At 65.9% G+C, this 21,702-nt stretch carries 20 protein-coding genes; 13 read left to right on the forward strand and 7 right to left on the reverse strand.

All coding sequences use genetic code 11. The features are described 5' to 3' along the window. Positions 1–187 precede the first annotated feature (187 nt). A complete protein-coding gene (locus J2Y70_RS14180; RefSeq protein ID WP_309918715.1) occupies positions 188–667 on the forward strand; it encodes a hypothetical protein in 480 nt (159 codons plus the stop codon). Continuing rightward, the gene (locus J2Y70_RS14185) at positions 664–1,575 is read left to right on the forward strand and encodes a hypothetical protein (RefSeq protein WP_309918718.1); all 912 of its coding nucleotides are present in this window, start codon (positions 664–666) and stop codon (positions 1,573–1,575) included. Before J2Y70_RS14180 ends, J2Y70_RS14185 begins: the two co-directional genes overlap by 4 nt. Positions 1,576–1,807: 232 nt before the next feature. Here J2Y70_RS14185 and J2Y70_RS14190 read toward each other — a convergent pair whose 3' ends face one another. Continuing rightward, positions 1,808–2,527 carry a helix-turn-helix domain-containing protein gene (locus tag J2Y70_RS14190; RefSeq protein ID WP_309918720.1) on the reverse strand — a complete coding sequence of 240 codons (720 nt, stop codon included), beginning with the start codon at positions 2,525–2,527 and terminating at the stop codon, positions 1,808–1,810. A gap of 459 nt (positions 2,528–2,986) precedes the next feature. Between J2Y70_RS14190 and J2Y70_RS14195 the strand changes: the two genes are divergently transcribed. Together J2Y70_RS14195 and J2Y70_RS14200 are read left to right on the forward strand one after the other, a co-directional pair. Then, entirely contained in the window at positions 2,987–3,673 is a 687-nt protein-coding gene (locus J2Y70_RS14195) for a MipA/OmpV family protein (protein ID WP_309918723.1), read from the forward strand. A 91-nt stretch (positions 3,674–3,764) separates the two neighbouring features. Beyond that, positions 3,765–3,947 (forward strand): hypothetical protein, encoded by a 183-nt coding sequence (locus J2Y70_RS14200; protein WP_309918726.1) that lies wholly within the window; start codon positions 3,765–3,767, stop codon positions 3,945–3,947. A 13-nt stretch (positions 3,948–3,960) separates the two neighbouring features. On the opposite strand, the gene J2Y70_RS14205 is transcribed toward J2Y70_RS14200, so the two are convergent. Then, positions 3,961–4,374 (reverse strand): hypothetical protein, encoded by a 414-nt coding sequence (locus tag J2Y70_RS14205; protein WP_309918729.1) that lies wholly within the window; start codon positions 4,372–4,374, stop codon positions 3,961–3,963. 228 nt (positions 4,375–4,602) lie between these two features. Further along, on the reverse strand, positions 4,603–5,859 hold the full coding sequence (locus J2Y70_RS14210; RefSeq protein ID WP_309918731.1) for a hypothetical protein: 1,257 nt from the start codon (positions 5,857–5,859) through the stop codon (positions 4,603–4,605). Between the two features lie 141 nt (positions 5,860–6,000). Here J2Y70_RS14210 and J2Y70_RS14215 point away from each other — a divergent pair, with 141 nt between their 5' ends. The 4 genes from J2Y70_RS14215 (at position 6,001) to J2Y70_RS14230 (ending at position 9,793) form a co-directional block, all read left to right on the forward strand. Further along, positions 6,001–7,527, forward strand: coding sequence for an SAM-dependent methyltransferase (locus J2Y70_RS14215; protein ID WP_309918732.1), 1,527 nt, complete (start codon positions 6,001–6,003; stop codon positions 7,525–7,527). 43 nt (positions 7,528–7,570) lie between these two features. Beyond that, complete coding sequence (locus J2Y70_RS14220) at positions 7,571–8,485, forward strand: hypothetical protein (protein ID WP_309918735.1); 915 nt, start codon at positions 7,571–7,573, stop codon at positions 8,483–8,485. Between the two features lie 48 nt (positions 8,486–8,533). Further along, the gene (locus J2Y70_RS14225; protein WP_309918738.1) at positions 8,534–9,175 is read left to right on the forward strand and encodes a hypothetical protein; all 642 of its coding nucleotides are present in this window, start codon (positions 8,534–8,536) and stop codon (positions 9,173–9,175) included. A 204-nt stretch (positions 9,176–9,379) separates the two neighbouring features. Further along, positions 9,380–9,793 (forward strand): hypothetical protein, encoded by a 414-nt coding sequence (locus J2Y70_RS14230; RefSeq protein WP_309918740.1) that lies wholly within the window; start codon positions 9,380–9,382, stop codon positions 9,791–9,793. 218 nt (positions 9,794–10,011) lie between these two features. Here J2Y70_RS14230 and J2Y70_RS14235 read toward each other — a convergent pair whose 3' ends face one another. Beyond that, positions 10,012–10,284 (reverse strand): hypothetical protein, encoded by a 273-nt coding sequence (locus J2Y70_RS14235; protein ID WP_309918932.1) that lies wholly within the window; start codon positions 10,282–10,284, stop codon positions 10,012–10,014. 1,562 nt (positions 10,285–11,846) lie between these two features. Continuing rightward, a complete protein-coding gene (locus J2Y70_RS14240; protein ID WP_309918742.1) occupies positions 11,847–14,399 on the reverse strand; it encodes a DUF1963 domain-containing protein in 2,553 nt (850 codons plus the stop codon). Between the two features lie 187 nt (positions 14,400–14,586). Between J2Y70_RS14240 and J2Y70_RS14245 the strand changes: the two genes are divergently transcribed. The 3 genes from J2Y70_RS14245 (at position 14,587) to J2Y70_RS14255 (ending at position 17,743) form a co-directional block, all read left to right on the forward strand. Beyond that, positions 14,587–15,507, forward strand: a complete 921-nt coding sequence (locus J2Y70_RS14245; RefSeq protein WP_309918745.1) for a hypothetical protein — start codon at positions 14,587–14,589, stop codon at positions 15,505–15,507. 245 nt (positions 15,508–15,752) lie between these two features. Next, positions 15,753–16,385 (forward strand): DUF4142 domain-containing protein, encoded by a 633-nt coding sequence (locus J2Y70_RS14250; protein ID WP_309918747.1) that lies wholly within the window; start codon positions 15,753–15,755, stop codon positions 16,383–16,385. Positions 16,386–16,705: 320 nt separating this feature from the next. Beyond that, complete coding sequence (locus J2Y70_RS14255; RefSeq protein ID WP_309918935.1) at positions 16,706–17,743, forward strand: DUF5694 domain-containing protein; 1,038 nt, start codon at positions 16,706–16,708, stop codon at positions 17,741–17,743. Positions 17,744–17,807: 64 nt separating this feature from the next. On the opposite strand, the gene J2Y70_RS14260 is transcribed toward J2Y70_RS14255, so the two are convergent. Beyond that, positions 17,808–19,136 carry a M1 family aminopeptidase gene (locus J2Y70_RS14260; RefSeq protein ID WP_309918750.1) on the reverse strand — a complete coding sequence of 443 codons (1,329 nt, stop codon included), beginning with the start codon at positions 19,134–19,136 and terminating at the stop codon, positions 17,808–17,810. A 44-nt stretch (positions 19,137–19,180) separates the two neighbouring features. Continuing rightward, entirely contained in the window at positions 19,181–20,101 is a 921-nt protein-coding gene (locus J2Y70_RS14265) for an alpha/beta hydrolase-fold protein (RefSeq protein ID WP_309918938.1), read from the reverse strand. 234 nt (positions 20,102–20,335) lie between these two features. Here J2Y70_RS14265 and J2Y70_RS14270 point away from each other — a divergent pair, with 234 nt between their 5' ends. Beyond that, complete coding sequence (locus tag J2Y70_RS14270) at positions 20,336–21,313, forward strand: polysaccharide deacetylase family protein (protein WP_309918753.1); 978 nt, start codon at positions 20,336–20,338, stop codon at positions 21,311–21,313. Positions 21,314–21,421: 108 nt separating this feature from the next. Beyond that, complete coding sequence (locus J2Y70_RS14275) at positions 21,422–21,622, forward strand: hypothetical protein (RefSeq protein WP_309918756.1); 201 nt, start codon at positions 21,422–21,424, stop codon at positions 21,620–21,622. Positions 21,623–21,702 lie beyond the last annotated feature (80 nt).

Consider the following 21,702-nt stretch of genomic DNA (forward strand, 5'->3'; position numbering starts at 1 on the left):
TCGGTGTCGGCATTGTCTCCATCCCTTCCGGCGACTGTTGCTTTCGCGCCTGCGTCTAAATGGCCAGGCTGGAGCAATCGCTTTGCCAGCGACAGCAAGCTGCAGATCAGCGTCGTGTCTCGTGGCACGCTGGTTGGTGTCTTCCTTCATGCGTAGCCGCCGATGCAGGTGTATTGAGGAGATGCCGATGGCCGGCTCAGGGAAATATGGATTTCGGCTGCTGGGCATCTTGCTCTTTGCAGCGACAGTGTTGCCCGCTAGCGTCGCTTCTGCGGCTAAGGCGCCTCCATTTGAGGGGAAGTGGGCGTACGCCAATAAGTGTGGTTCGGGCCACTACCTGGGCATAAATCTTCGGCAAAGCGGCGATCGCGTGAGTGGCAATTGGAGCGAAGGCACCAACGTGCATGGCGGTGACGGAAAGCTTGAAGGCCAGCTGCGTGGGAAAAAGCTCTATGTCCGCTATTGCAGCGACGATGAAGAGGTTGGGTATGCAGACTGTCCCGAATTTTCGGGGGACGAGGATTATTTCCGAGTCGATAGAGGAATGCTGGTTCGCTACAAGAAGTATGGTTCCAGCTATGTACGTACCGTCGCTCTATATCCCGACGTTATCGGAAAAGACGTGCCTTTGGTCGAGGAATGCCTCGACGAGGAAGGCGGCCCGTGAACCGCCCCACTGATCAGGATCTGCACATAGCCCGCGCCAGCCAAGCTGCTATTCCATCAGCGCTGATTCCGATCTCGATCTTCAGGCCAAGTGCTCGTCTTTCCTTGGGGTCTGTCGTTCTATTGGGATTGGCACTTGCCCTACTAACTTCTTGTGCTTCAATTCAGGTCCCTCCTTCAGATTTGATCGCAAAGGAGGGAGCGCATGCCACTGCCATCGACAAATTTGGCCCTCTCTCCATTGTGCGCACGGCGACAGTGCTGCCTGGCGAGAAGCTCGCCGGCGGCAAGTTTTCTGTTCTGGACGAGTGTCACGAGGGCAAGGTGCGCGTAGTTGTTCGGCTGGAAAGCGGCCAGGAGGCTTATGGCGACCTCGTGCCTCCCTGCGCCGTGGTTCTGCGAGGGATCCAGTACGTCATCGACGGATCTGCAATGCATACCATCCAGTTGACCTTGACCGTGGATCTGGTGGGGGCCGACAGGTCCCTCGTGGCCAGATCCTCATCACTGGCAACAGCTAGACGCGCAAGTGCGCGCTACGCGTTCGCAGTCGATCGGGATGGTGACCTGTTGAGTGCCAATGTCGTGTCGACAACGGCGCACGAAACGTTTCATGTTCTGCAGGGACTGCGTGGTGCTCCTGTAAACGTTCAGGGCGATGAGGAGCTCGCCTACACGATTGGCGCGTGCGCCCAGCTGGATGCCCTGGGGTGGGTAAGGGAAGTGGATCTTCCCTCCATCGCTATCCCTCGCGGTGCCGAGGGAGTTTCGGATAGCGTGGCAGCTTCCAATGTGGCGGGCATCGCTGTGAAAAAGAAGCTCGAGCAGTTCACGCAGGGTGGCGCGGTGACCGGTAACTCAATCAATGGTTCGGCCATGAGGCGGTTTTGCCGGAACGTGTTTCGTTGAAGCCTGGGGCAGTCTTCGGCGTAGGTGGTGCCGCATCCAAACTGGCTGGTTGGATTTCATGCGCCGGTAGGTAAGGGCGCCGGCAAGTGGCGCTTACGATCCGCTCTTGTTGCTAGTTCTTCGTCGACCCTTTGCGACACAAGCCGATGTTGGAACTCGCGGCGCGCACGCGCTACTGCGCCGGTGTGATTGCTGTGTGGGTTGATGCTTGCGAGAACCTCGACCGCCGCGCCTACGGCTCCAGCAACTGATGCAGCAGCTTGCGGTGCGTTTCCTTCATGCGTTCCACCTCTTCCGTGGCGGCGTCGCCGAATACCAGCTTGGCGATGCCGGCGTACACGAACGGGGTCATGGCGAAGTGGAAGTGTTCGCTGAGCGGGCTGCGCTTCATCCGGCCCGCCGCCACCTGTTCGTCGACGATGGCTTGGCGTTCGGCGCGGGCGTTGACGTTGGATTCGTTCCACTTGGCCAGCACGTCCGGGATGCGATGCCCTTCGGCGATCATCAGCCGCAGGATGGCCAGGGCCTCGGGCGTGAACGAGGCATAGGTGACATCGACCAGGTTGTCGATGAAGCCGGGCACGTCGTGGGTGTCCTCGATCTGGCGCCAGTTGCCTTGGCTCCTTCCCAGTGCGGACAGCGACCGCAGCAAGGTCTCGAAGATCTCGTCCTTGCTGGAGAAATGCACGTAGACGTTGGCCTTGGAGATGCCGACGCGCCGCGCAATCATGGCGATGCTGGTGGCGGCGAAGCCTTGCGCGCTGAACTCGACCAGCGCGGCCTCCAGGATCTGCTTGCGGCGGACCTCCGGGGAAAGCCGCGTCCTTTTCTTCTTGGTGCCATCCGCCGTTTCAGGCGTCTTTTTCGCGTTCTTCGTCGCCATCGGTGCCTCCATCGTTCGGGCCGTTCCGGTCCCGCCAGGCCAAGCCCGGCAAGCCTGCAAACCCGGCAAGCGACCTTGACCCGTCAGTGTAGCGGGTGGCGTCACGGCGGCGGCAGCGGCTGGACCGGCTGCAGCACTGGCTGGCTTGCGCTGCGCTGACGCGGTGCACATCGGGACGCGGGGATCAGCGGCGCGCAAGCTGAACGCCCAATTACCGCAGCCGGACTTGTAATGACCGTTCGGTCATTATAGCGCTAGGATCTCTACTGTCCGATCGGTCAGTAAGGCGGCGTTCCCACTGCGCGACGCGGCGGCGATCGAGCGGGAGCGGCCGCTCTGCCGCCAGGGCAACCCCTAACCGCTTGCCGGCCACCGATGGCCGGCCCTATCGAGGATTCAAAGATGCGTCATGAGGAATCTCGTCGTTCGTCGCCAAATACATCGTCGCCGCGTGCGGCTCTGGGGTGGGCCGGTGTTCTTTCCATCGGACTGGCCGCTGCGCTGCCCGCCGGCGCCCAGGAGGCCGAGGTGCCGGAGGGCAAGACATCGCGTTGGGGAATCGGGCTGGGCGCCGCAGTGATCGACCGCCCCTACCGCGACTACGACCAGGAAACGAAGGGGCTGCCGATCGTCTATTTCGAGAACCGCTGGACGGAGATCAATGCGGGACGGTTCGACTTCAAGATCAACGACAGCGACGTGCTGAACTTCCGCGTGCGCGCACGCTACGCCATGGACGGCTACGACCCGGAGGACTCCGATTACCTGCAAGGCATGCAGGAGCGCGACGACAGCATCTGGGCCGGCGCTGCGGTGACCTGGAACAGCCCGTTTGCCGAGATCTCCGCCGAATACCTGGTGGACGTGATGGACAAGAGCGAAGGCGCGCGCGGACGCGTGCAGGCCGAGCGCCGCTTCGGCATGGGCCGCTTCGGCCTGACGCCGCGTGTGGCGGCGGAATGGGTCGACGACAAGTACGTGGCCTATTACTACGGCGTGCGTCCCGAGGAAGCCACGCTGGCCCGCCCGGCCTACGACGGCGAGGGCACGGTCAATGTCGAGCTGGGTCTGCGTCTGGACTACAGCCCTGCAGAACGACACACGTTCTTCGTGGACGTGGCCGGCACCCAGTTCGGCGACGGGATCAAGGACAGCCCGTTGCTCGAGCAATCGCGACAGACCCGGATCTCGGCCGGCTATCTGTTCCGCTTCTGACACGACACCGCACCGGCGGCGCACGCGACGTTGCCATGCATCGGCAGCACGCGTGCGATGCCTTCCACCACAGTTGCAGATGGAGCGATGCATGTTTCCTGGATCTTCGAAGCGAAACCAGTCTTCCCCGCCGCACGAAGACAGTGGCTACTGGTTCGATTTGCCGGACATCGAACGGCGCAACGCGCGCCGCCAGAGAGTACGTTTGGTCGGAATCGGCTTGGCCGTGGCGGCGGTGTTGCTGATGTTAGTGGTGTTCGGCGACAGCGCTTGAGAACGCTGCGCCGCTACCGCTGCGGTACCGCAGGTGCCTCCACCTCGATCCGCACCGGCACGCCAAGCGCTTGCGTCAGCTCCGCTTCCTTCGCCTTGCCGGCAGCACTGTCTGGCGCGATCGCGATGACGATCGCGCCGCTGCGTTCGTCCACATAGCGGGCGTGCGCCGTCGGCAGCGCCGCCGCGATCTTGGCCGTGCTGTCGGCCATGATCCGGTTCAACTCCGCGAACGAGTGGGCAGCGCCGGGTTCGAACATCACCTGCAACGAGCCGCCTGCCAAGGTGTGCGTTTCCGGTGCCACGGGCTCCATGCCGGTGAGCCGGACCACGATCCGCTTCTGCTCGTGCTCGTAGTAGAGCCCGGCCAGGCGTTCGGCGTATTGCTTGCGGATACGCTCCACGATCACGCCGGTGGCCGCCTCCATTCGTTCGTCCGGCGCGGCTGCCGCCGGCGCCGTCGCGGCCGCGTCGGCCGGTGCGCTTGCCGGCCTTGGCGTGGTGTCGTCTGCCTTGCCGCAACTTGTTGCGCCCAAGCACATCATCAATGCAATTCCCGGAACTCGCATGGCGCTTCCCACTTGGCCAGAAGATCGGCCATATATACACCGGCCGATCTCCAGTACACGCTGCGCAGCATCATGCCGCGCTTCGCTCTACGGATAGAGCAGGTTGAGCCCCATGCTGTCGTAGGCCCAGTCGGTGCTGGTGTAGTAGCAGGGGCTGCCGCCTGCGGTGGGCCCGGCGAAGTGGATGCCCGCGGCGAGCGTGGTGCCGGTGAACCAGGGGCCGCCGCTGTCGCCGCCGATGCAGAACAGTGAGGCGCCGGCCACGCGCACGTACACCGCATTGCAGGCGGAGGTGTTGCTGGGGCCGCAGATGCTGCCGGGGTTGGCCACGGTCGACTGCACGCTGCCGCAGTTGTAGCCGCCGTTGCGTCCGTAGTGGCAGTGCACGGCGCCCGTCGTGGTTGCGGCGCGGGTGCGACGGCCGGTCGCTGCGCGCCAGGCGTCGGCGTAGAAGTAACCACCGAACGCGACGGCGGTGTTGCCCAGGCGCAGCAGGTCCGCATTCGCGTTGGCCAGCAGCGCCACCTCGTTCAGCGTGTGCGATGCGCCGTCGATGCCGGAGTAGGTCTGCGCCGCGCCGGTGTCGCAATGCCCGGCCGTCAGCACGCCGTGCTGGTTGCTGGCTGCATGGTTGACCGCGAAGCCCGTGGTGCACAGCGACGAGATGCTGCCGCTGCCATAGACCGCCTGCGTCACCGCGCGCGGCGAAACTTCGATGCGCACCGGTACGCCCGCGAGCTGCTCGAGCTGCATGGTCAGCCGGGCCGTGCTGCGGGTGTCCTGGTCCACCTCGATGACGATCGTGCCGGTGCGCTCGTCGACGTAGCCGGCATGGACGCCGGATGCCTTCTCGCGCAGGCCGGTCGCCAGCGCACGTTCCAGTCCTCTGGTCAGTTGCGCGACGGTATGCGTCGCACCGGGCACGAAGGTCACTTCGAGCGGATCGGTGCCGAAGGTGTGGAACTGGGTGCGCACCGCCTGGTCGCCGGTCAGGCGCACGACCAGCCTGTCCGCCGGAGCGTGTTCGAGGTACATGCCCGCGAGCCGATCGGCGTATTGCGTGCGCAGCGTGTCCGCTAGTTCGGCGGCGTGCTCCTGCACGTTGATGATGCTGCGGGCACGTGCGGGATCGACATCCAGTGCGGCCGCAATGGCGGGGAGATCGTGCTCTACCGCCTGCGCCGCTGTCAGCGCATCGCTCGGCGCCGCCTGCGGCGCCGCTGCGTTCGCGGCACCTGCCGTCACCACTGCCATGGCCGCTGCCAGGGCCAAGCCCATGCCGTGCATCTTTATCGTCTTGGTTCCTGTTGCCGACAGCCGCGCGCTCAACCGTTCGAGGTTCATCGTCGCTCTCCTGTGGATGGAAGGCCGCGGGACGCCGCGACCAAGGCGACTGTAGGAAGCACGCCTTCGGTTTTTCTGTGATGGACAGGATGGTCTGGCCAGGGTGCCGACACTTGTCTACCCCAGGAGCCAGGGTGCGGAATGCGCTTCACGGCGAAAAGCATTGCGTGGTTCTTCGGTTTACTGGGTTTATATGGAGAGAATCAAAGAAAACCTAGATCGGAAATCCACATTTACGCGCTTGAGATGTCTACAAACTATTTTTTGAATCGGCGTAGCGTCTATCCACATCTCTCTGAAACCGGGGCGGCCTTTATGTCAAGCGGCGAACAAGGTGCTGTGCGTGAGAAACAGGGAAGGCTGGTTGTCATCGGTTCCGGAATCAAGGCCGTGTCGCATTTCACGCTGGAGGCGCAGGCGCATATCCAGCAGGCGGACATCGTGCTGTACGCCGCCGCCGACCCGGTCACCGATATGTGGATCGAGGCGCAGAACTCCAATGCCTTCGATCTCTACGAGTATTACGCCGACGACAAGGCGCGAATCATCACCTACGTGCAGATGATCGAGCGGATCATGGCCGAAGTGCGTGCGGGAAAGTATGTTTGCGCGCTGTTCTACGGCCATCCCGGCGTGTTCGTGACGCCGTCCCACAACGCGATCGAGATCGCGCGCCAGGAAGGCTACGACGCGGTGATGCTGCCGGCGGTGTCGGCCGAGGATTGCCTGTACGCCGATCTCGGTGTGGACCCGAGCGTGCCGGGCATGCAGATCTACGAGGCCACCGATTTCCTGCTGCGCCGGCGCAAGATCGATACCACCGCCAACTTCGTGCTGTGGCAGGTCGGTTGCATCGGCGATCTGGGCTTCAAGTTCGGCGGCTACAAGAACGACAAGTTCGATGTGCTGCTCGATTATCTCGAAGAGATCTACGGCCCCGATCATCCGGCGATCAATTATGTCGCCAACATGTTCGCCGGCCCGCCGCAGATCGATCGCTATGTGATCCGCGACTATCGCGATCCGGAGGTGAAGGCGAAGGTGTCCGGCATCTCCACGTTCTTCATTCCGGCCAAGGACGCGATCCAGTCCGATCCGGACATGCTCGCCAAGCTCGGCCTGGCCAAGATCAGCGAGGCGCGGCGCACGCCGCTGATCTGCGACCGCGACGATTATCCGGTCTTGGCCGAGATCGCCCGTCGCAACATCCACAACCACAAGGTGCCTGCTGGCTACAAGTACAGCTTCGCCTCCGAGCCGCTGTACCAGACGCTGCTCACGCTTGCACTGGACCAGCGCGCCCAGGGCGAGTTCCGCACCAACCCCAAGGCCTACCTCGACGCCCGCGCTGGCCTGACCGCCGACGAGCGGCGTTCGCTGCTGCTGCAACACACCGGCGTGACCCGGATGATGTTCAAGCGCGATCCGGACAAGGAGGCGGTGCGCTTCGTTGGCGCCGCGCTGCTCAATCCGGCGTTGGCACGCGGCTATCGCGACCGACAGACCGCGGTCGCGCAGGCCGTCGCCGACCGCGAGATCGCCATCGGGGAATACGAAGGCCTGGTCGCATCCTGGCTGCGGCAGCGCGGCTACGCCGCCACGCCCTCCGCGGTGACGCGCGCGATGGCCGAGGTCCATACCAGCAAAGACAGCTTGATAGAAGCCTGATCTTCCGCCGCTCCTTCCATCTGCAGGACAAGAGGACACGACAATGGCGACCTTCGATCCGTCCGGAACCTACATGACCAGCTGGCTGCAACCGGACGGGAAAACCTATATTCCCGGCCCGGTGGTGATCGATGCCAGCAGCCAGTCGATCACGCTCAATGGCGCGGCGATCAACTCCCCGGCGTTCACCGCGACTGGAGTGAGTTGGTCCGCGTCGAGCAACAACGCGACCTCGGCGCAGCTGACGTTCTACCAGAATGCCGGCGTCAACGGCTTCGTCGGCCTGTTCGCGCAGGGCAGCGATCCGCTGCCGGCGGCCAACAATCTATTCGGCAATGCCGGCACCGCGACCCAGCAACTGTCGACGTGGAACGGCACCTACAACCTGTTCAGTCTGACCAGCGACGGCAAGAGCACGGAGCTCAGCGACAAGCTGGTGATCAATGCGCCCGAGGTCACCTATGCCGGATCGGTCGTCAACAAGCCGGTCTATACCGGCGAAAAGGGGCCGAACGGCGAGATCGACCAACTCGCATGGTTCAGCCAGAACGGCAATCCGCAGAACGCGATCATCCAGTTCTCCAATTCGCAGGCGCCGACGCTGACGCTTTACGGGGAGATGTGGAACAGCGGAGCGCAGCCTACCTACGTGAACCTCTCGGGGACCACCAAGTCGACGACCAGTCCGCCGAACATCACCGTGATCGCCGCGATGATCAGCAACACGACGACGGAAGTGACCACCGAAGTGACGACGGAAGTCACCACGGAGGTGACCACCGAGGTCACGACCGAAGTGACCACCGAGGTCATGACCGAGGTCGCGGTCGCGGTGGTCGAAGTGCTGGCGGAGGAAGACGACAATCCGTCGCTGGGTTCGGCGAAGGCGTCGCGCCCCAAGGACGACACGGTGGCGGCGGAAGACCTGCTCACCAAGGCGCTGGCGCTTGCGGGCTAGGCCGCCGCGGCGCCGGTTCGGTGCGATCGACGAAGGGTAGGGCCCGTCATGGCATCCATCGCATCCCCCGTCCGGTTTTGCAGCCCGGCGACGGTCGAGGTGGCAGGGCGCGCCCTGCCGCTGTCGTCGGTCTTCGCCTACGACACCGCACGCTGGGACCTGCGCGCGATCGTCGCCGACTTCTTCGGCACCGACGCGCTCGAAACGCTGCATCTGGATCCGCGCTGGAACCCTCGGGATGCGGACCTCGTATTGCCGCACCACTTCGTCACCCGCAACAGCTGGGATGTCAGCAAGGCCTTGCGTGAGGCGGTGACCGAGCGCTCGATGGCGCTCATCCACTCGCTCGTCTTCGACCACATCGCCGGATTCGTCGGTCCGATCCGCAGCCTGCAGCCGGAGGCGATGATGCGCGTCAACTTCCATGGCTCGCGGGCGATCCTGCGCTTCCATCGCGACGAGGAGTACGGGCAGCGGCCGAACCTGGTCAACATCTGGTTGCCGGTGACCCGGACCCACGGCAGCAATTCGATGTACGTGGAGTCCGCGCCGGGCCTGAGCGACTTTAAGCCGGTCGAACTCGAGTACGGCGAAGGCTTCATGTTCTACGGCACGGAAATGGTGCATGGCACGCTGGACAATCTGAGCGGCGGCACCAGGATCTCCTACGACTTCCGTTTTTCGCTGTAGCTACCGACGGTCCGGATCAAGCCAGCGCGCCGGCATTGCGGCGCGAGTGCCGTACAGGATCATTGGGGATTTGCAGGCCTTCCCGAGCGGCGGACGCTTCGGACCCTGAGCGCGGTCGAGGAACCGGGCGCCTGGCCGATAACGCGTCCATCGGCATCGCGCTATCGCGCTTCGATGCTTCCCGCTCGACCATGGAGGTCCTGTTTGAACCTGTTCCCTCGCGAGTTTTGCTGGCTGATGCTGCTCGTCCTGCCGTTCTGCGCGGCTGCGGAAGGAGGCGCCGCCGATGGTCTGGTCGCCGCGCCTGCCCGCCTGCGTACGTTCGGCCAAAATGGCGTAGGCCCCACCCTGTACACCAACGCGATGTGCGAGGACCAGTATGACGAGGAAATCGAGGTGCCCGGTTCGCTCGGCAATGCGTTCCGTTCGATGGTCGGCGAGATTCCCGGCACCTCGCTCGGCATGCCCGAGACCGGCAGCATACGCACGATCAACGAGGGCAAGGTGAGCATGGCCAAGCCGTACTACCGCGAATATGCGTTGGTGGCGGGCCAGCCGGTCATGGTGCAGGCCGATATCCGGTCGGCCGCGAACATCAGATGTAGCGGAACACCATAGCCCGCTGGCTACGTCAGGTGCCACGGCATGGATGCGCTTCACTTCGCCAGGATCGCCGCGCCGGCTGAAGCAATACCAGTGCCAGACCGCGGCATCGAATGGAAAAAACGCGCTTGTTCACCGGCTGCACGCTGCCTATCGCCGTGCGCTGGCCGCTGACGTCTTGTCCATGATCGGAGCCGGTTCAGCTCTGCAGGCGAGGTGATTGACGGCGCTGCTCAACCCACTTCCTGAGCTCGCAAGTGGCCGATCAGCAGCGCATGCAGCACTGGCGGCATTGGCAGGTCGCGCTGGCCTTCGTCCCATTGCTGCAGGAACGGAGCCAGATGGTCGCGGTGCCAAGGGCTGAGGCGCTCGCGCGCGGCCTGGCGTGTCCGCAGGCGCTCGACGATCGCCGTGGCACCGGCCTCGTCGCCATGCTGCAGGTGATGGAAGACGAAGGCCAGCAACAGGCTGTCGGGGCTGTCGAACAGCACGTCCGGTGGCACCATGCCGTCGTCATCGCCTTCTTCCAGCAGGTGCAGCAGGCTATCGGCGCTGCGGGCGAAAAACCGCTCCGGGAACTGCTGGTCGATGAAGCCGAAGTAGTTCGCATCCACTGCGGGCAGCGCGGCAATCAGGCGCTCGATGGCGGCGCACAGCTGCGTATCGTTCTTGGAGGCATCCAGCGCCCAGCCGCCGAAATCGCCGATGTCCGCGCTCTGCTGCACCTCCTCGGCAAAGAATCCTGCGGCGATCGCGTAGAAATGCAGGTCGTGCAATTGCGGGGTGGCCTGGCGCCGTTGCCATGCCAGCAGTCGCGCGTGCTGCACGCCCACCTGGATCATCAGCATGCCCCGACCCATTTCATGGGTGGCCCAGAGGAACTGGCGGCTGCCGTCGCGCTCGCGGATCCAGCACCATTGACGGTCCCTGCCGGCGCGCACCGGCAACCAGCCTGCGGCCTGCAGGGCGGCGCCGAGATTCTGCTCGACCAGCGCGGGAATCAGTTCACGCACCCTGGCCTGCTGGATCAACGCCTTGTCGCGCGCGGCCAGCAGGAGGGACGGTTTGCGTTTGGGTTCCAGGAAGAAGCGCAGGCCGAAGCTGCGTTCGACCTCGTCGTGCTCGCTCTCCGTCAGCCGGGGCAGCGTTAGGTCTTGCGGCACGCCACCCCGGCGCTTGAGCCCACGGCGCGCTGCCAACGCGCGGATCGCCTGGAAGTCGTCCGACGCGAGCAAGCCGTCGAGCGTGGGCGCCATGCCATCCTCGGCGGTGAATGTCTCGTCCAGCCAGCCGTTCACCAGCAGCGCATACCAGTCGCTGAACAGTTCGGTCTCGATAGCCTGGTCGGCGAGCGTGAGTACGCTGCGCAGCAACGTCGGCAACGGCAGGGCGTGGTCGGCATCGGCCTGCCGATAGAGCACGCGCGCCTGGCCTTCCCATTCGAGGTAGCCCGCATCGTCATCGCGCCCGAGCCAGCCCGGCTCAGTCGCAGCCAGCGCCTCGGCCCGCAGTCCGGCATCGGCGATGGCCTCCACTGGCGTACGCATCAGCACCCCGTGGCGCAGCAACACATCGGGCAACCGGAACCAGGTCAGGCTGGTGTCGTAGCGCGCTTGCAGATGCAACAGCCCGTGGATCAGCGAGGATTGGCGTGGGCCATCCAGTGCGCTGCGGTCGACCAGATGGATCGTGCTCTCGATCAGGTCCTCGATGGCGTGCTGCGACATCGTGCGTCCTTCTGCGTCCGTGGCGTCAAGTGGAGCTTAGCCGTCTGTCCTTTGCAGGGGCATGAACGCGCGCAACGGCTGTCGCGGCGTGGATAAAGGGACTTCATAAAGCAGCGTCGAATGCGGGCGAGACACGTCGCCGCCAGGTCGCTAGCGCAGCGGCTGTATTGCTTGCGTGCGCACAAGTGACGCCGCGGCCCATGTGCGCGTTGCCGATCCGCCATGGCGAGCGTTCTCTCGGGAAGAGGAGCAGCACCATGCGCGAAGTGGGAGGCGCGATGATGGAAGCGGGAAGCAGGCAGCAGGACGCCTGCTCAGATACCCGTTCCCAGGTTGCGCGCCTAGCTGCTCTCCAACCCGCAGTACACGTTGGAGAAATCCTGCTTGGCGAGGTCGCTCTTGTGGATCACGAAATACAGCTCGCCCGCGTCCCAGAAGCAGAAGCCGGGGTTAGCATCCGATGCGACGCGCAGCAGCACCATGAAATCCTCCGGGCGACCGTGCAGGCGGTTGGCGGCTTCGCTGAGCGGGGTGTCGTGTTGCTTGAACACGTGGCTGTTCACGCCGTGCACCGGAGAGACGGCGGACTGCGCCGCAAGCCGATCGCGCAGCGATTCGACGAGCTCATATGCTTCCTCCAGGGCATCCAGGCCCTCGGCCGTGCCTTGGTAGTACTCCTCGTCGGAATAGAAATGCGGCACGCTGATCCAGCGGGCGGCGCTGGCGCGGTAGGGAAGGGTGCCGTCGTCCTGGTCGTCGAGCAACGCTGCATCGCTCGCCAGGTCCGCAGCGGTCTGCAGCGCCGCGCGCGGACCGGCGTAGTGGAAGACCTGCGGTGTGAGGTCTTCCTGGTCCGAGATTAAGAAATACAGCACGCCCTCCCGCGGCAGGTAGGTCTGTAGCGGGGCCAGCTGCGTGCAGTCCAGTTGCGCGATGAACTGCATGGGGCGGATCGTGCCGTCGAAGGCAGTGACCCGGGGGTAGGGCATGTCCGGTGGCAGGTCGGGCAGTCCGCCGAAGCGCGTGTTGCCGCGCATCCGGTAGTCGTCCGCCTCGTCCGTGGCAAGCGCGATTGCGCGCCACGCCAGCGCCTGCATCCCAGTCCGGTAGGGCGCCCACTGCGCGTCGCTTGCCAGCGCCTCCTCCAGTTGCTGGGCCAAACCCGGGTCGTTGCGCACGTAGTAGGCGTCATCGTCGAAGGCGACCGTGCCTTGACCGCCGGCGCCCTTGTAGCGGTAGTCCAGCAGGGCGTGCTTCTTCGGCAGTTCCAGTTCCAACCGTTCGATGCGCTCCAGTCCGGCGGGCAGCGCGGTCAACGGGTTGTTGGTGAGGTCCAGCCGTTGCAGCGCCGGCGAGGCCGCGACGCTGGCGGGCACGGTCTGCAACTGGTTGCCTGCGAGCGACAGGGTCTTGAGCGTGGCGGAGAACGATGCGTCGGGCAGCTGCTCGATGGCGTTGTCGTCCAGCACGCAATACATCAGTGGCAGCGACAGCAGTTCCGGCGGCACGGTGCGAATGCCGGTGCGGGTGACGTGCAGGCGCCGCAGTGCGCGCAGCGCCCCGAGCGCGGCGGGCAGACGCTCGAGGGCCTTGGCCCTGACGATGCTCAGGTCCTCCAGGGCGGAGAAGCGGGCGATGGCGTCCGGCAATTCCTGCAATCCGTTGGCGCCGGCGGCTTCGTCGTCGTAGTAGATGCTCAGCGAACGCAGCGACGTATAGGCGTACAACGCCTCCGGTAGCGTGGGGCCGGCCAGATTGGATAGATGCGCGTGGCGCGGCAGGCCAGGCGGTGCGCTCGACAGCTCGTCCATCGAGGTGAAGCGGTAATTCGACCAGTCCAGGGTCTCCGTCGCCAGCTTGCGCGCGATGCGCACGGGATAGCGATGGCCGGCGCCGTACGCCTGCAGGTAGCCGCTGAAGCCGACCCAGCCCTGCTCCAGCACCAACTCTCCCCAGAGCTTGAGGTCGAAGCGCAGGCCGCCCGACCAGAGATAGGCCTGGTGGGCCGGCTCGCGATCGTCCTCGAAGCGGATACGGCCGGTCGGCACGCCCGCGCGGTGGACGCCCTTCACCGAGAAACGGAAATAGACCTTGGTATCGTCCACCAGATGCGCTCGGGCGGTCGCGTCCGCCTTGCGTGCACGCGCTTGCAGGTCGATGACCAGTTCGTCGCCACTGCTGCCCGTATTGCCGATGCTCGCCCCGGTCTCGCGCCGGAAGTCGAACGCCAGGTCGTCGATCCGAAAGACGTCGCGGCCGTCCTCGGGAATGCGGAAGGGTTCCGCCGGTGCGGTCACGGGGGCGGGATGTCCGTCGTCGTTGCCGTCCTCGTCGTCCTGGCCGCCGAACATGTTCTGCATCCAGGCGTCGTGTGCCGCCAGCGCGGCGGCGGCGTCGCCGGTCACGCGCAGGCTGCGCAGCGCGGCGTCGAGCACTGGAACATGCTCGGCCTCGGTGCCGGCCGGGCAGTCGCCCACGATGTCCAGGTATAACGCATCGTCCAAAAGCACCATGACGAACAGATACACATAGTCGTCGCCCTGCGCGGTCACCTGGAATGCAGGGCGGCCGTCGATCGTCAGTGCCTGCTCGGCCAACACCGCGACTTCGCCGCGCCGTGTCCGGCACTCGGCACGAAAGCCTTCCCAGGGATCAGCGGTGGCATCGTGCGGGGTCTCGCGTCGCACGATGACGACGCCCAGCGAAACTTCATCATCGGCGACGGGGTACGCCGCTTTGACGAACTGGCCTACCTGCCGCACGACGGTGAAGCGGTCGGGCAGGTCGATGGAGAGGGCATCGGTCTGAACGCGGCGCATGGGCGTGGCATCGGCAGCGGTTGAGTGGCCGCAGCTTACCTTGGTGTTTTTACGGTTGTCATGCGTGGGGGGCATGTTGATCCCACACACGAGCTGGCATGGAAGCGCCTACGTCGTGCGATATCCAGGACGTTTCCGATGATGCAAAGCGCCCCGTCATAGGACTTGACGGCACATGGAGGTACGATTGGAGAGAGGCAGCGCGCGCGCTTCGGTCTATTGGCGAACGTGCTTGGCAGCTTGGGTAGAGGGAGGCAATCGATTGGAAGCGCCCCAGCATCACGCGCAACAGCGTCCCCCGGCTACGCGGCTCTACGCGCTGCTGGCGCGCGAGGCGCGCACTGGCGTGATCTTCCGCCGCGGGCCCAGCAAACAGGTGCAGCTGGTCCGCTGGGACCTGCGCGAGGACAGCTTCGAGCACGGGCAGTGGTTCAAGGGCCGCATCTACGAGCGACGTTGCGACCTGTCGCCGTCGGGCAGGTTGCTGGTGTATTTCGCATCCAAGCAAAAAGGCGATTTCGTCACCTGGACGGCGCTGTCGCGTCCGCCGTTCTTCACCGCGCTGGCGTTGTGGCCGAAGGGCGACTGCTGGGGTGGTGGCGGCATGTTCGAGGACGAAAGGACCCTGCTGTTGAACCATCGCCCGCAGGAGGGCCGCGATCCCTTTCCGTTGCCGACCGGCTTCCAGGTGCCGCACGACCTGCAGGTGCGGCCGTTCGGGCGCGGCTCGGGCGGCGGCGAGGACGAGCCGATCGACAGCGCGCTGCGGCAGCGCGACGGCTGGCAGGTGATCGATGCGGGTGCGGGCGAAACCGGTGGCCTGACATCGGACGTGCTCTACCGCTTCACCCGTCCGCGCGTGTGGGAGAAGCCGGGCGCCAGCGGCCGCCGGCTGCAGTCGCTGCTGCAGGCTGTCGGCCGCGAAAACGAGGCGTGGTACGGCCTGGACCATCGTGTCCTGGACCGCGACGGCACGGTGCTGCTGGACCTGCCCGGCAGCGACTGGGCCGACTGGGATGGCGGCGACCTGGTCTTCGCCCGCGATGGCTGTCTGTACCGGCTTACGAAAAGCGGTTTTCGGGACTACGCGCAGGACGGCGAACGGGTCTTCCGTCTGCTGCAGGATTTCAGGAGCGCGCGATTCGCTCCGCTCGCGCCGACCGCGAACGCGCTCAAATACTGATCGCGATATGCCGGTGGATGGAGGCATTGCCTAGGTAGGATCGCGGCGCAGCGATCCGATGCATGGCGACAGACACACTCGACTGCCGCGCCTCTTCGTCCGAAACAGCCCATGGCCGTCGCGCTTGACCATGCATCGTCACTTTCATCGTCACACTACAAAACTGAAGAATTCATCGCGATTGCATGATGCGTCTTCACCCGCGTAGCGCGATGCTGGCCTCCCCATTGGAGGAGGAATCGCATATGAAACATTCACTGTTGGTGCTGTCCATCGTCGGTGCGCTGGCCATCGCGGGCTGCAAGAACAAGGACAACGACGCTCCGGCACCCACCGCGGACACGCCGGCGGCCTCCACCGAGCCGACGCCGGTCGGCGGCGCCGCGACGCCCACCACGCCGCCGGTCGGCGAGGCCAGTCCGGCACCGGAAGGTGCGGCGCGCGCCAGCTCCGGGGACGACATCGCGCTCGGCCTGCTGGGTGCGGTCGACAAGAACGAAATCGCCGCGGCAAAGCAGGCGCAGGAAAAGAAAGTGACGGGTGCGGTGCTGGACTACGCCAAGATGATGGAGAAGGAACACTCCGCCAACCTGGAGAAGACCAAGGCGCTCGGTACGCTGGCCGAAACGCCGGACGTCAAGCAGCTGGAGACCAAGGGCGAGCAGGAGCTGAGCACGCTGGGCCAGAAGTCCGGCAAGGACTACGCGGCGGCTTACATCGACGCGATGATCGCCGGGCACAAGGAGGCGCTGCAGCTGATCGACTCGCAGATGACGGCGGCGGCGTCGACCGATCCGGTCAAGAAGCACTTGACCGAGACCAGGACGCACGTCGAGCAGCATCTGGCGAAGGCGGAAGAGATCAAGAAGTCGATGTGATCCCATGGTGTGGCAGGTCGTCGACCTGTCACGCCTTGCTGGCGTAAGGTCCGCACGTACGCGTTGGCCTTCCTCGTAACAACCGATCGGGCTCGCTTCTTTTCGTCCACTCCTTGGAATGGAAAGAAGCGAGCCCGCTTGGTTGTTGCGCAACGATTCGCACGCACGCACGCACGCGCCGCGGCGACGGCGAAACCCATCGCACGTCACCGACGCATGCCTTTCGGCACGCCATCCAACGGCACGGGTGGCGGTGCGTGCGTTTGGCGACACTGTCCGCTACAACCGGATGGAGGAATGACATGGCGCGATGGCGGTCGATGGTCGGATGGTGCGTGGCGCTGGCGCTGCCCGCCGTTGCGCAGGCGCAGGTCGATCTGACGACGTTGGACAAGGACATGCTGGGGCCGCGCACGCAGGTGCTGGTGCTGGGGTCGGTCCATCTCAGCGAAATCGACGGCGGCGTTGCGCCTGCGGCGCTGGACGCGCTGCTCGATCGCCTCGCGGCATTCAAGCCGGACATCGTCGCCATCGAGGCCATCGGCGGCGAGCAGTGCGATCTCGCTGCGCGCCACCCCAGCGTCTATGGCGCCGACTATTGCCTGTCGACCAGCGAGGCGCAGGCAGCGACGGGGTTGGATGTGCCCGCCGCCCTCGCCGAGGTCGACACGACGCTCGCCGCCTGGCCGGCGCAGCCGACGCCTGCGCAGCGGCGACGACTGGCGGCCGTGTTCCTGGCGGCCAACGAACGTGCCTCCGCCTATGCGCAATGGCTGCAGTTGGCGCCGGCCGAGCGGCACGCGGGCGACGGCCTGGACGCGGTGCTGGTGGCGGCGCTTGCCAAGATCGCCACGAGCAGCAACGAGAACTACCGCATCGGTTCGCGCCTGGCGGCACGGCTGGGCTTGCCGCGCGTGCACCCGGTGGACGATCACACCGGCGACAACATCCGGGTCGCCGACAGGAAGGCGTTCGGCCAGTCGATCGAGCAGGCGTGGAAGGATGGCAGGGCCGCGCTGGACGGGATCGAGCGGCAGGAACAGGCGCTGCAGCAGGGAAGCGATCTGCTGCCGTTGTACCGCTTCATCAATCGCCCGGAGAATCTGGCGATCTACGCAGACGTCAATGCCGGCGCGGCGATGCGCGCGGCGTCGCCGCAGCACTATCCGCAGATCTGGGTGAGCGGCTGGGAAATCCGCAACCTGCGCATGGTCGCCAACCTCCAGCAGACGTTCCGAGAGACGCCGGGCGCTCGGGTGCTCTCGATTGTCGGCGTGTCGCACAAGCCATGGTTCGACAGTTGGCTCGGGCAACTGCAGGGCGTGGAGAGCGTCGATGCGCAGCGGGTGTTGCAGTGACCGGCGACGGCCGCTGCGATGCGGCGCAGGCGGCCGTGCGGCGACGGTGTCGCGGTGACCGACTTCAGGGTTTTGCCGCCGCCGGCTCGGCGGCGCCGTAGACCCATTCGGCGAAGACCGCCGACAGGTCCTGGCCGCTCGCGCGCTCCATCGCGGCCTGGAAATCGCGGCTGGTGACGGTCTTTCCGGCATGGCCGCGGGTGAACCCGCGGATGCCGTTCCAGAAGGCCTGTTCGCCCAGGCGCTCGCGCAGGTGCGCCAGGAACAGTGCGCCCTTGCTGTACTGGACGGCGCGGCGAATGCCGAGCGAGGGGTAGCTGCCCGACCACGCGAGCGGCTTGTCGAAGCCCGCGGCGCGGGCGCGCTCGAGCCGACGCTGCGCCTGGTCCAGTTCCTGCCGATAGGCGGCAGCGCCGACCGCCTGCTCCTTCCACGCCGCGGTCATGAACGTGGTGATGCCTTCGTTCAACCAGAAGTCCTGCCAGGTCGCGCAGGTCACCAGGTTTCCCCACCACTGGTGGGCCATCTCGTGGGCCACGATCCATGCCGCGGACGGCGCCTGGCGATCTTCTTCCAGGGCCTCCTGCCCGATCAGCGAAAACGTCGCGGCCTCCTGCGCTTCCTGTCCCGGCACCAGCAACTGCGTATAGCGCCGGTCGGGCAGGGCGATGCCGGCCTTGTCGGCGAGGAAGCGCGCGATGCCTGGCGCCTGCGCGAACGCCGCCGGCAGGTCGGCACTGTTCCCGGTGGCGTCCAGGTACATCAGTTCGCCGACGTCGGTGTTGACCGTCGCCTTGGCGAAGGTGCCCGCGGCGAAGCCGAACAGGTAGGCCGAGTAGGGCCGGGTGGAGCGCCAGCGGTGCAGGACCAGGCCGTCGCGGCGCGGACGCAGCGGCAACGCCTTGCCGACACCGAGTGAGGTCGCGCCTGCCGGCAGCAGCAGGTCGAGCGCGAACGCGGCCTTGTCGCCGGGCGCGTCCTGCAGGCAGACCATCCAGTCGCAGGCGAAATAGCTGCTGTAGACGCCGTCGCCGGCGCGCACCAGGCCGCGCGCGGGCACGCCCTCCAGCGCGAAGCGGAGCGTGGCGCTCGCGCCCTTCTCCAGCGGCGCGGGCAGTTCGAAGACGATGCCGTCGGCGCGACTGACCACCGTCACCGCGCGCCCGTCCAGCGACGCGGCACGCAGCCGCAAGGCGTTGGGCGAGAACACCAACTGCGACACCCGCTGCGTGCCGCGCAACGTGATGCTCTGCGTGCCCGCCACGGCGGTGGTCGCCAGGTCGGGGTGCAGGGTCACCGCATAGCGCTCGACTTCGAATCCCGCACCGGGCGCCGGCGCCACGGTCTGCGCCGCCGCGCCTGTCGCTGCCGATGCGGCGACCAGCGCGGCCAATGCCGCGCATGTGCGCCGGCTCGCTCGCCGGGGCGCCGGGCGTGTCATCGAGGCTCCTTGGTGCCCAGCAGATACTTCAGCCCGTGGGTGAGTCCGCGCGGCGCCACGCTCAGGTGGTCCTCGTCGTTGAGCACGTCCAGTTGCACCTGCAGCCCGGGATAGCGCCTGGCGCGCAGGCTGCGCACCATCGCCTGCGCATCGTCCACCATGTCGTAGTTCTGCCCGTAGCGGATCTGCTCGTACTCGCCGACGTAGAGATAGACCTGCGCCGGCAGATCCTTGTGAGTGGCGGCGAACGCCTTCTCCTGGTCGCGCATGGCGTGCTCGCCGTACCAGTACGACGGGCTGCCCAGGATGTAGCCGGCGAACATCTGCGGCGCGCTCAGCAGGATCTGCGTGCCGAGCAGGCCGCCGTAGGAGTGGCCGAGGTACAGGCGCCTGCGTTCGTCGGTGCGGTAGCGCTGCGCCACGAACGGCAGGACTTGGTCGCGCAGGTAGCCGATGTAGCCGTTGGCCTTGCCGTGCGTCGGGGTCGGCGCCGCGTTCGCCCCGTCCTCCGGCGTCGGCGTGTAGTCGCGGCGTCGGCTCGGCATGGGCTCGTCGCCGACGGCGTACGACAGGCCCACCAGGATGAAGTCGTCGATCTTCGGCCCTTCGCCGTTCAGGCGCCGCGCGATCTGCCGCACCAGCGGGAAGGCGTAGTCGGCGTCGGTGACATAGAGGACGGGATAGCGGCGGGCGGGATCGTCTGCATAGCCGCGCGGCAAGGCGACGAACACCTGGTAGTCGCGGCCGGAGGCCGGGTCGGGCACCGTCCAGACCTGGCTCTCCGGGATTTCGTAGGGCTTTCCTTCGCCGCGCTGCCGTCCCGGCACGGAGGCGCTGGCTGGCGCGGACGTGGCCGGCGTCGGGGACGTGGACGTGGCGTCCTTCGGTGTCCTGGCGCAACCTGCGAGCAGCAACACGATCCATCCCAGCGACATCCACTTGCTCAATTCGTTCTCCTGCCCGCTCGGGCTGCATGGGATCCGGCGTGTGCGGACAGGGCGGCATAATGGCACGGCATCCGGTCGGGTCCGTTGCAGCGGCGTTTGCACAGCAGGCTGCGGTGCAGGACGCGCGGGCGTGTGCGCATGCGTGCGCGGCGGACGCATCTGCGGCATCCGCTAGACTGGCCCGCTCCGGATCTGGTGTCGCCGATGAAACGTTACTGTCGCTATGTGCTGCTGGCCGTGCTGGCTGTCTTCGGTGCCGCGCAGGTGCAGGCGCAGGAGTCGGACCGCCGCATCGCGGTGACCATCGACGACCTGCCGTGGCAGCGCATGGGCGAGACCCCGGCTGCGCAGTTGCCGGCGTTCCATGCGCAGCTGATGGCGTCGTTGCGGCAGGCGGATGTGCCCATCGTCGGTTTCGTCAACGAGGACAAGCTCGAACAGGACGGCCACCTGCAGCCGCAGCGCGTGGCGATGCTGCGCGACTGGCTGGATGCCGGTTACGAACTGGGCAACCACACCTACGGCCATGTAAACCTGCACGAGGTCGGCTTGCCGGCCTACGAGGACGCGATCGTGCGCGGCGAGCGCAGCCTGCGGCCGCTGCTGGCCGAGTACGGGCAACAGCTGCGCTGGTTCCGCCATCCGTACCTGGCCACTGGCCGCAGCGCGGCCGATCGCGAAGCGGTCGTCGCGTTCGTTGCCGCACGCGGTTACCGCATCGCACCGGTCACCGTGGACAACAGCGAGTGGGTGTGGGCCTTCGCCTATGCGCGGGTGCTGGAAACCGAGCCGCAAGGCGCGGCGCGCGAGGCCACGCTGCTGCGGCTGCGCAAGGGCTATGTGCCGTACATGCTCAACAAGCTGGACTACTACGAAGCGCAATCGCAGCAGCTGTTCGGCCGCCGCATCGCGCAGGTGTGGCTGATGCATGCCAACGAACTCAATGCTGTCGCCTTCCCGGAGCTGATCGCGGCCACGCGCCGCCGCGGCTATGCGTTCGTCACTCTGGACGAGGCGCTGCGTGATCCGGCCTATCGGCACGCCGAAGGCTATACCGGTGGTGGCGGCATCAGCTGGCTGCACCGCTGGGCCATGGCCGAACACAAGCCCAAGGACTTTTATGCCGGCGAGCCGCTGGTGCCGGCGTGGGTGTCCGCGCTGGCGGGGATCGATTCGGAATAGGGGCAAGCGGGTCGGGCACGTCGGGTGCATGGGTCGCATCTGCGCCGTTCACCCGTCCATGCATGCGATGGCGTCACGCTGTCGTTTCCCTCGCTCGCCAGCCTCTCCATGCGCGCCTCAGACACGCCACCCTGGAAGAAACCCAAGCCGCGCGGCCAGCGCTCGCAGCCGCTGTCGCCTGCGCAGAAGGCCGCGGCGCGGCAGCGCGCCGAAGAGAATGGACGCCCGTATCCGAACCTGATCGACAACATGTGGGCGGTGCGGCTGCCGCGCGGCGATGGCGTGGCGGAGGACGTTGGGGAGGAATAGGCGTGAAGTAGGCACGCGTGGCAAGCCATGGTTCGGTTCGTGCGTGCGACCTGCAATTGCGGCGCCGTTTGATCTTGGGC

The organism is Xanthomonas sp. 1678 (assembly GCF_031455575.1).
Taxonomy (GTDB): Bacteria; Pseudomonadota; Gammaproteobacteria; order Xanthomonadales; family Xanthomonadaceae; genus Xanthomonas_A.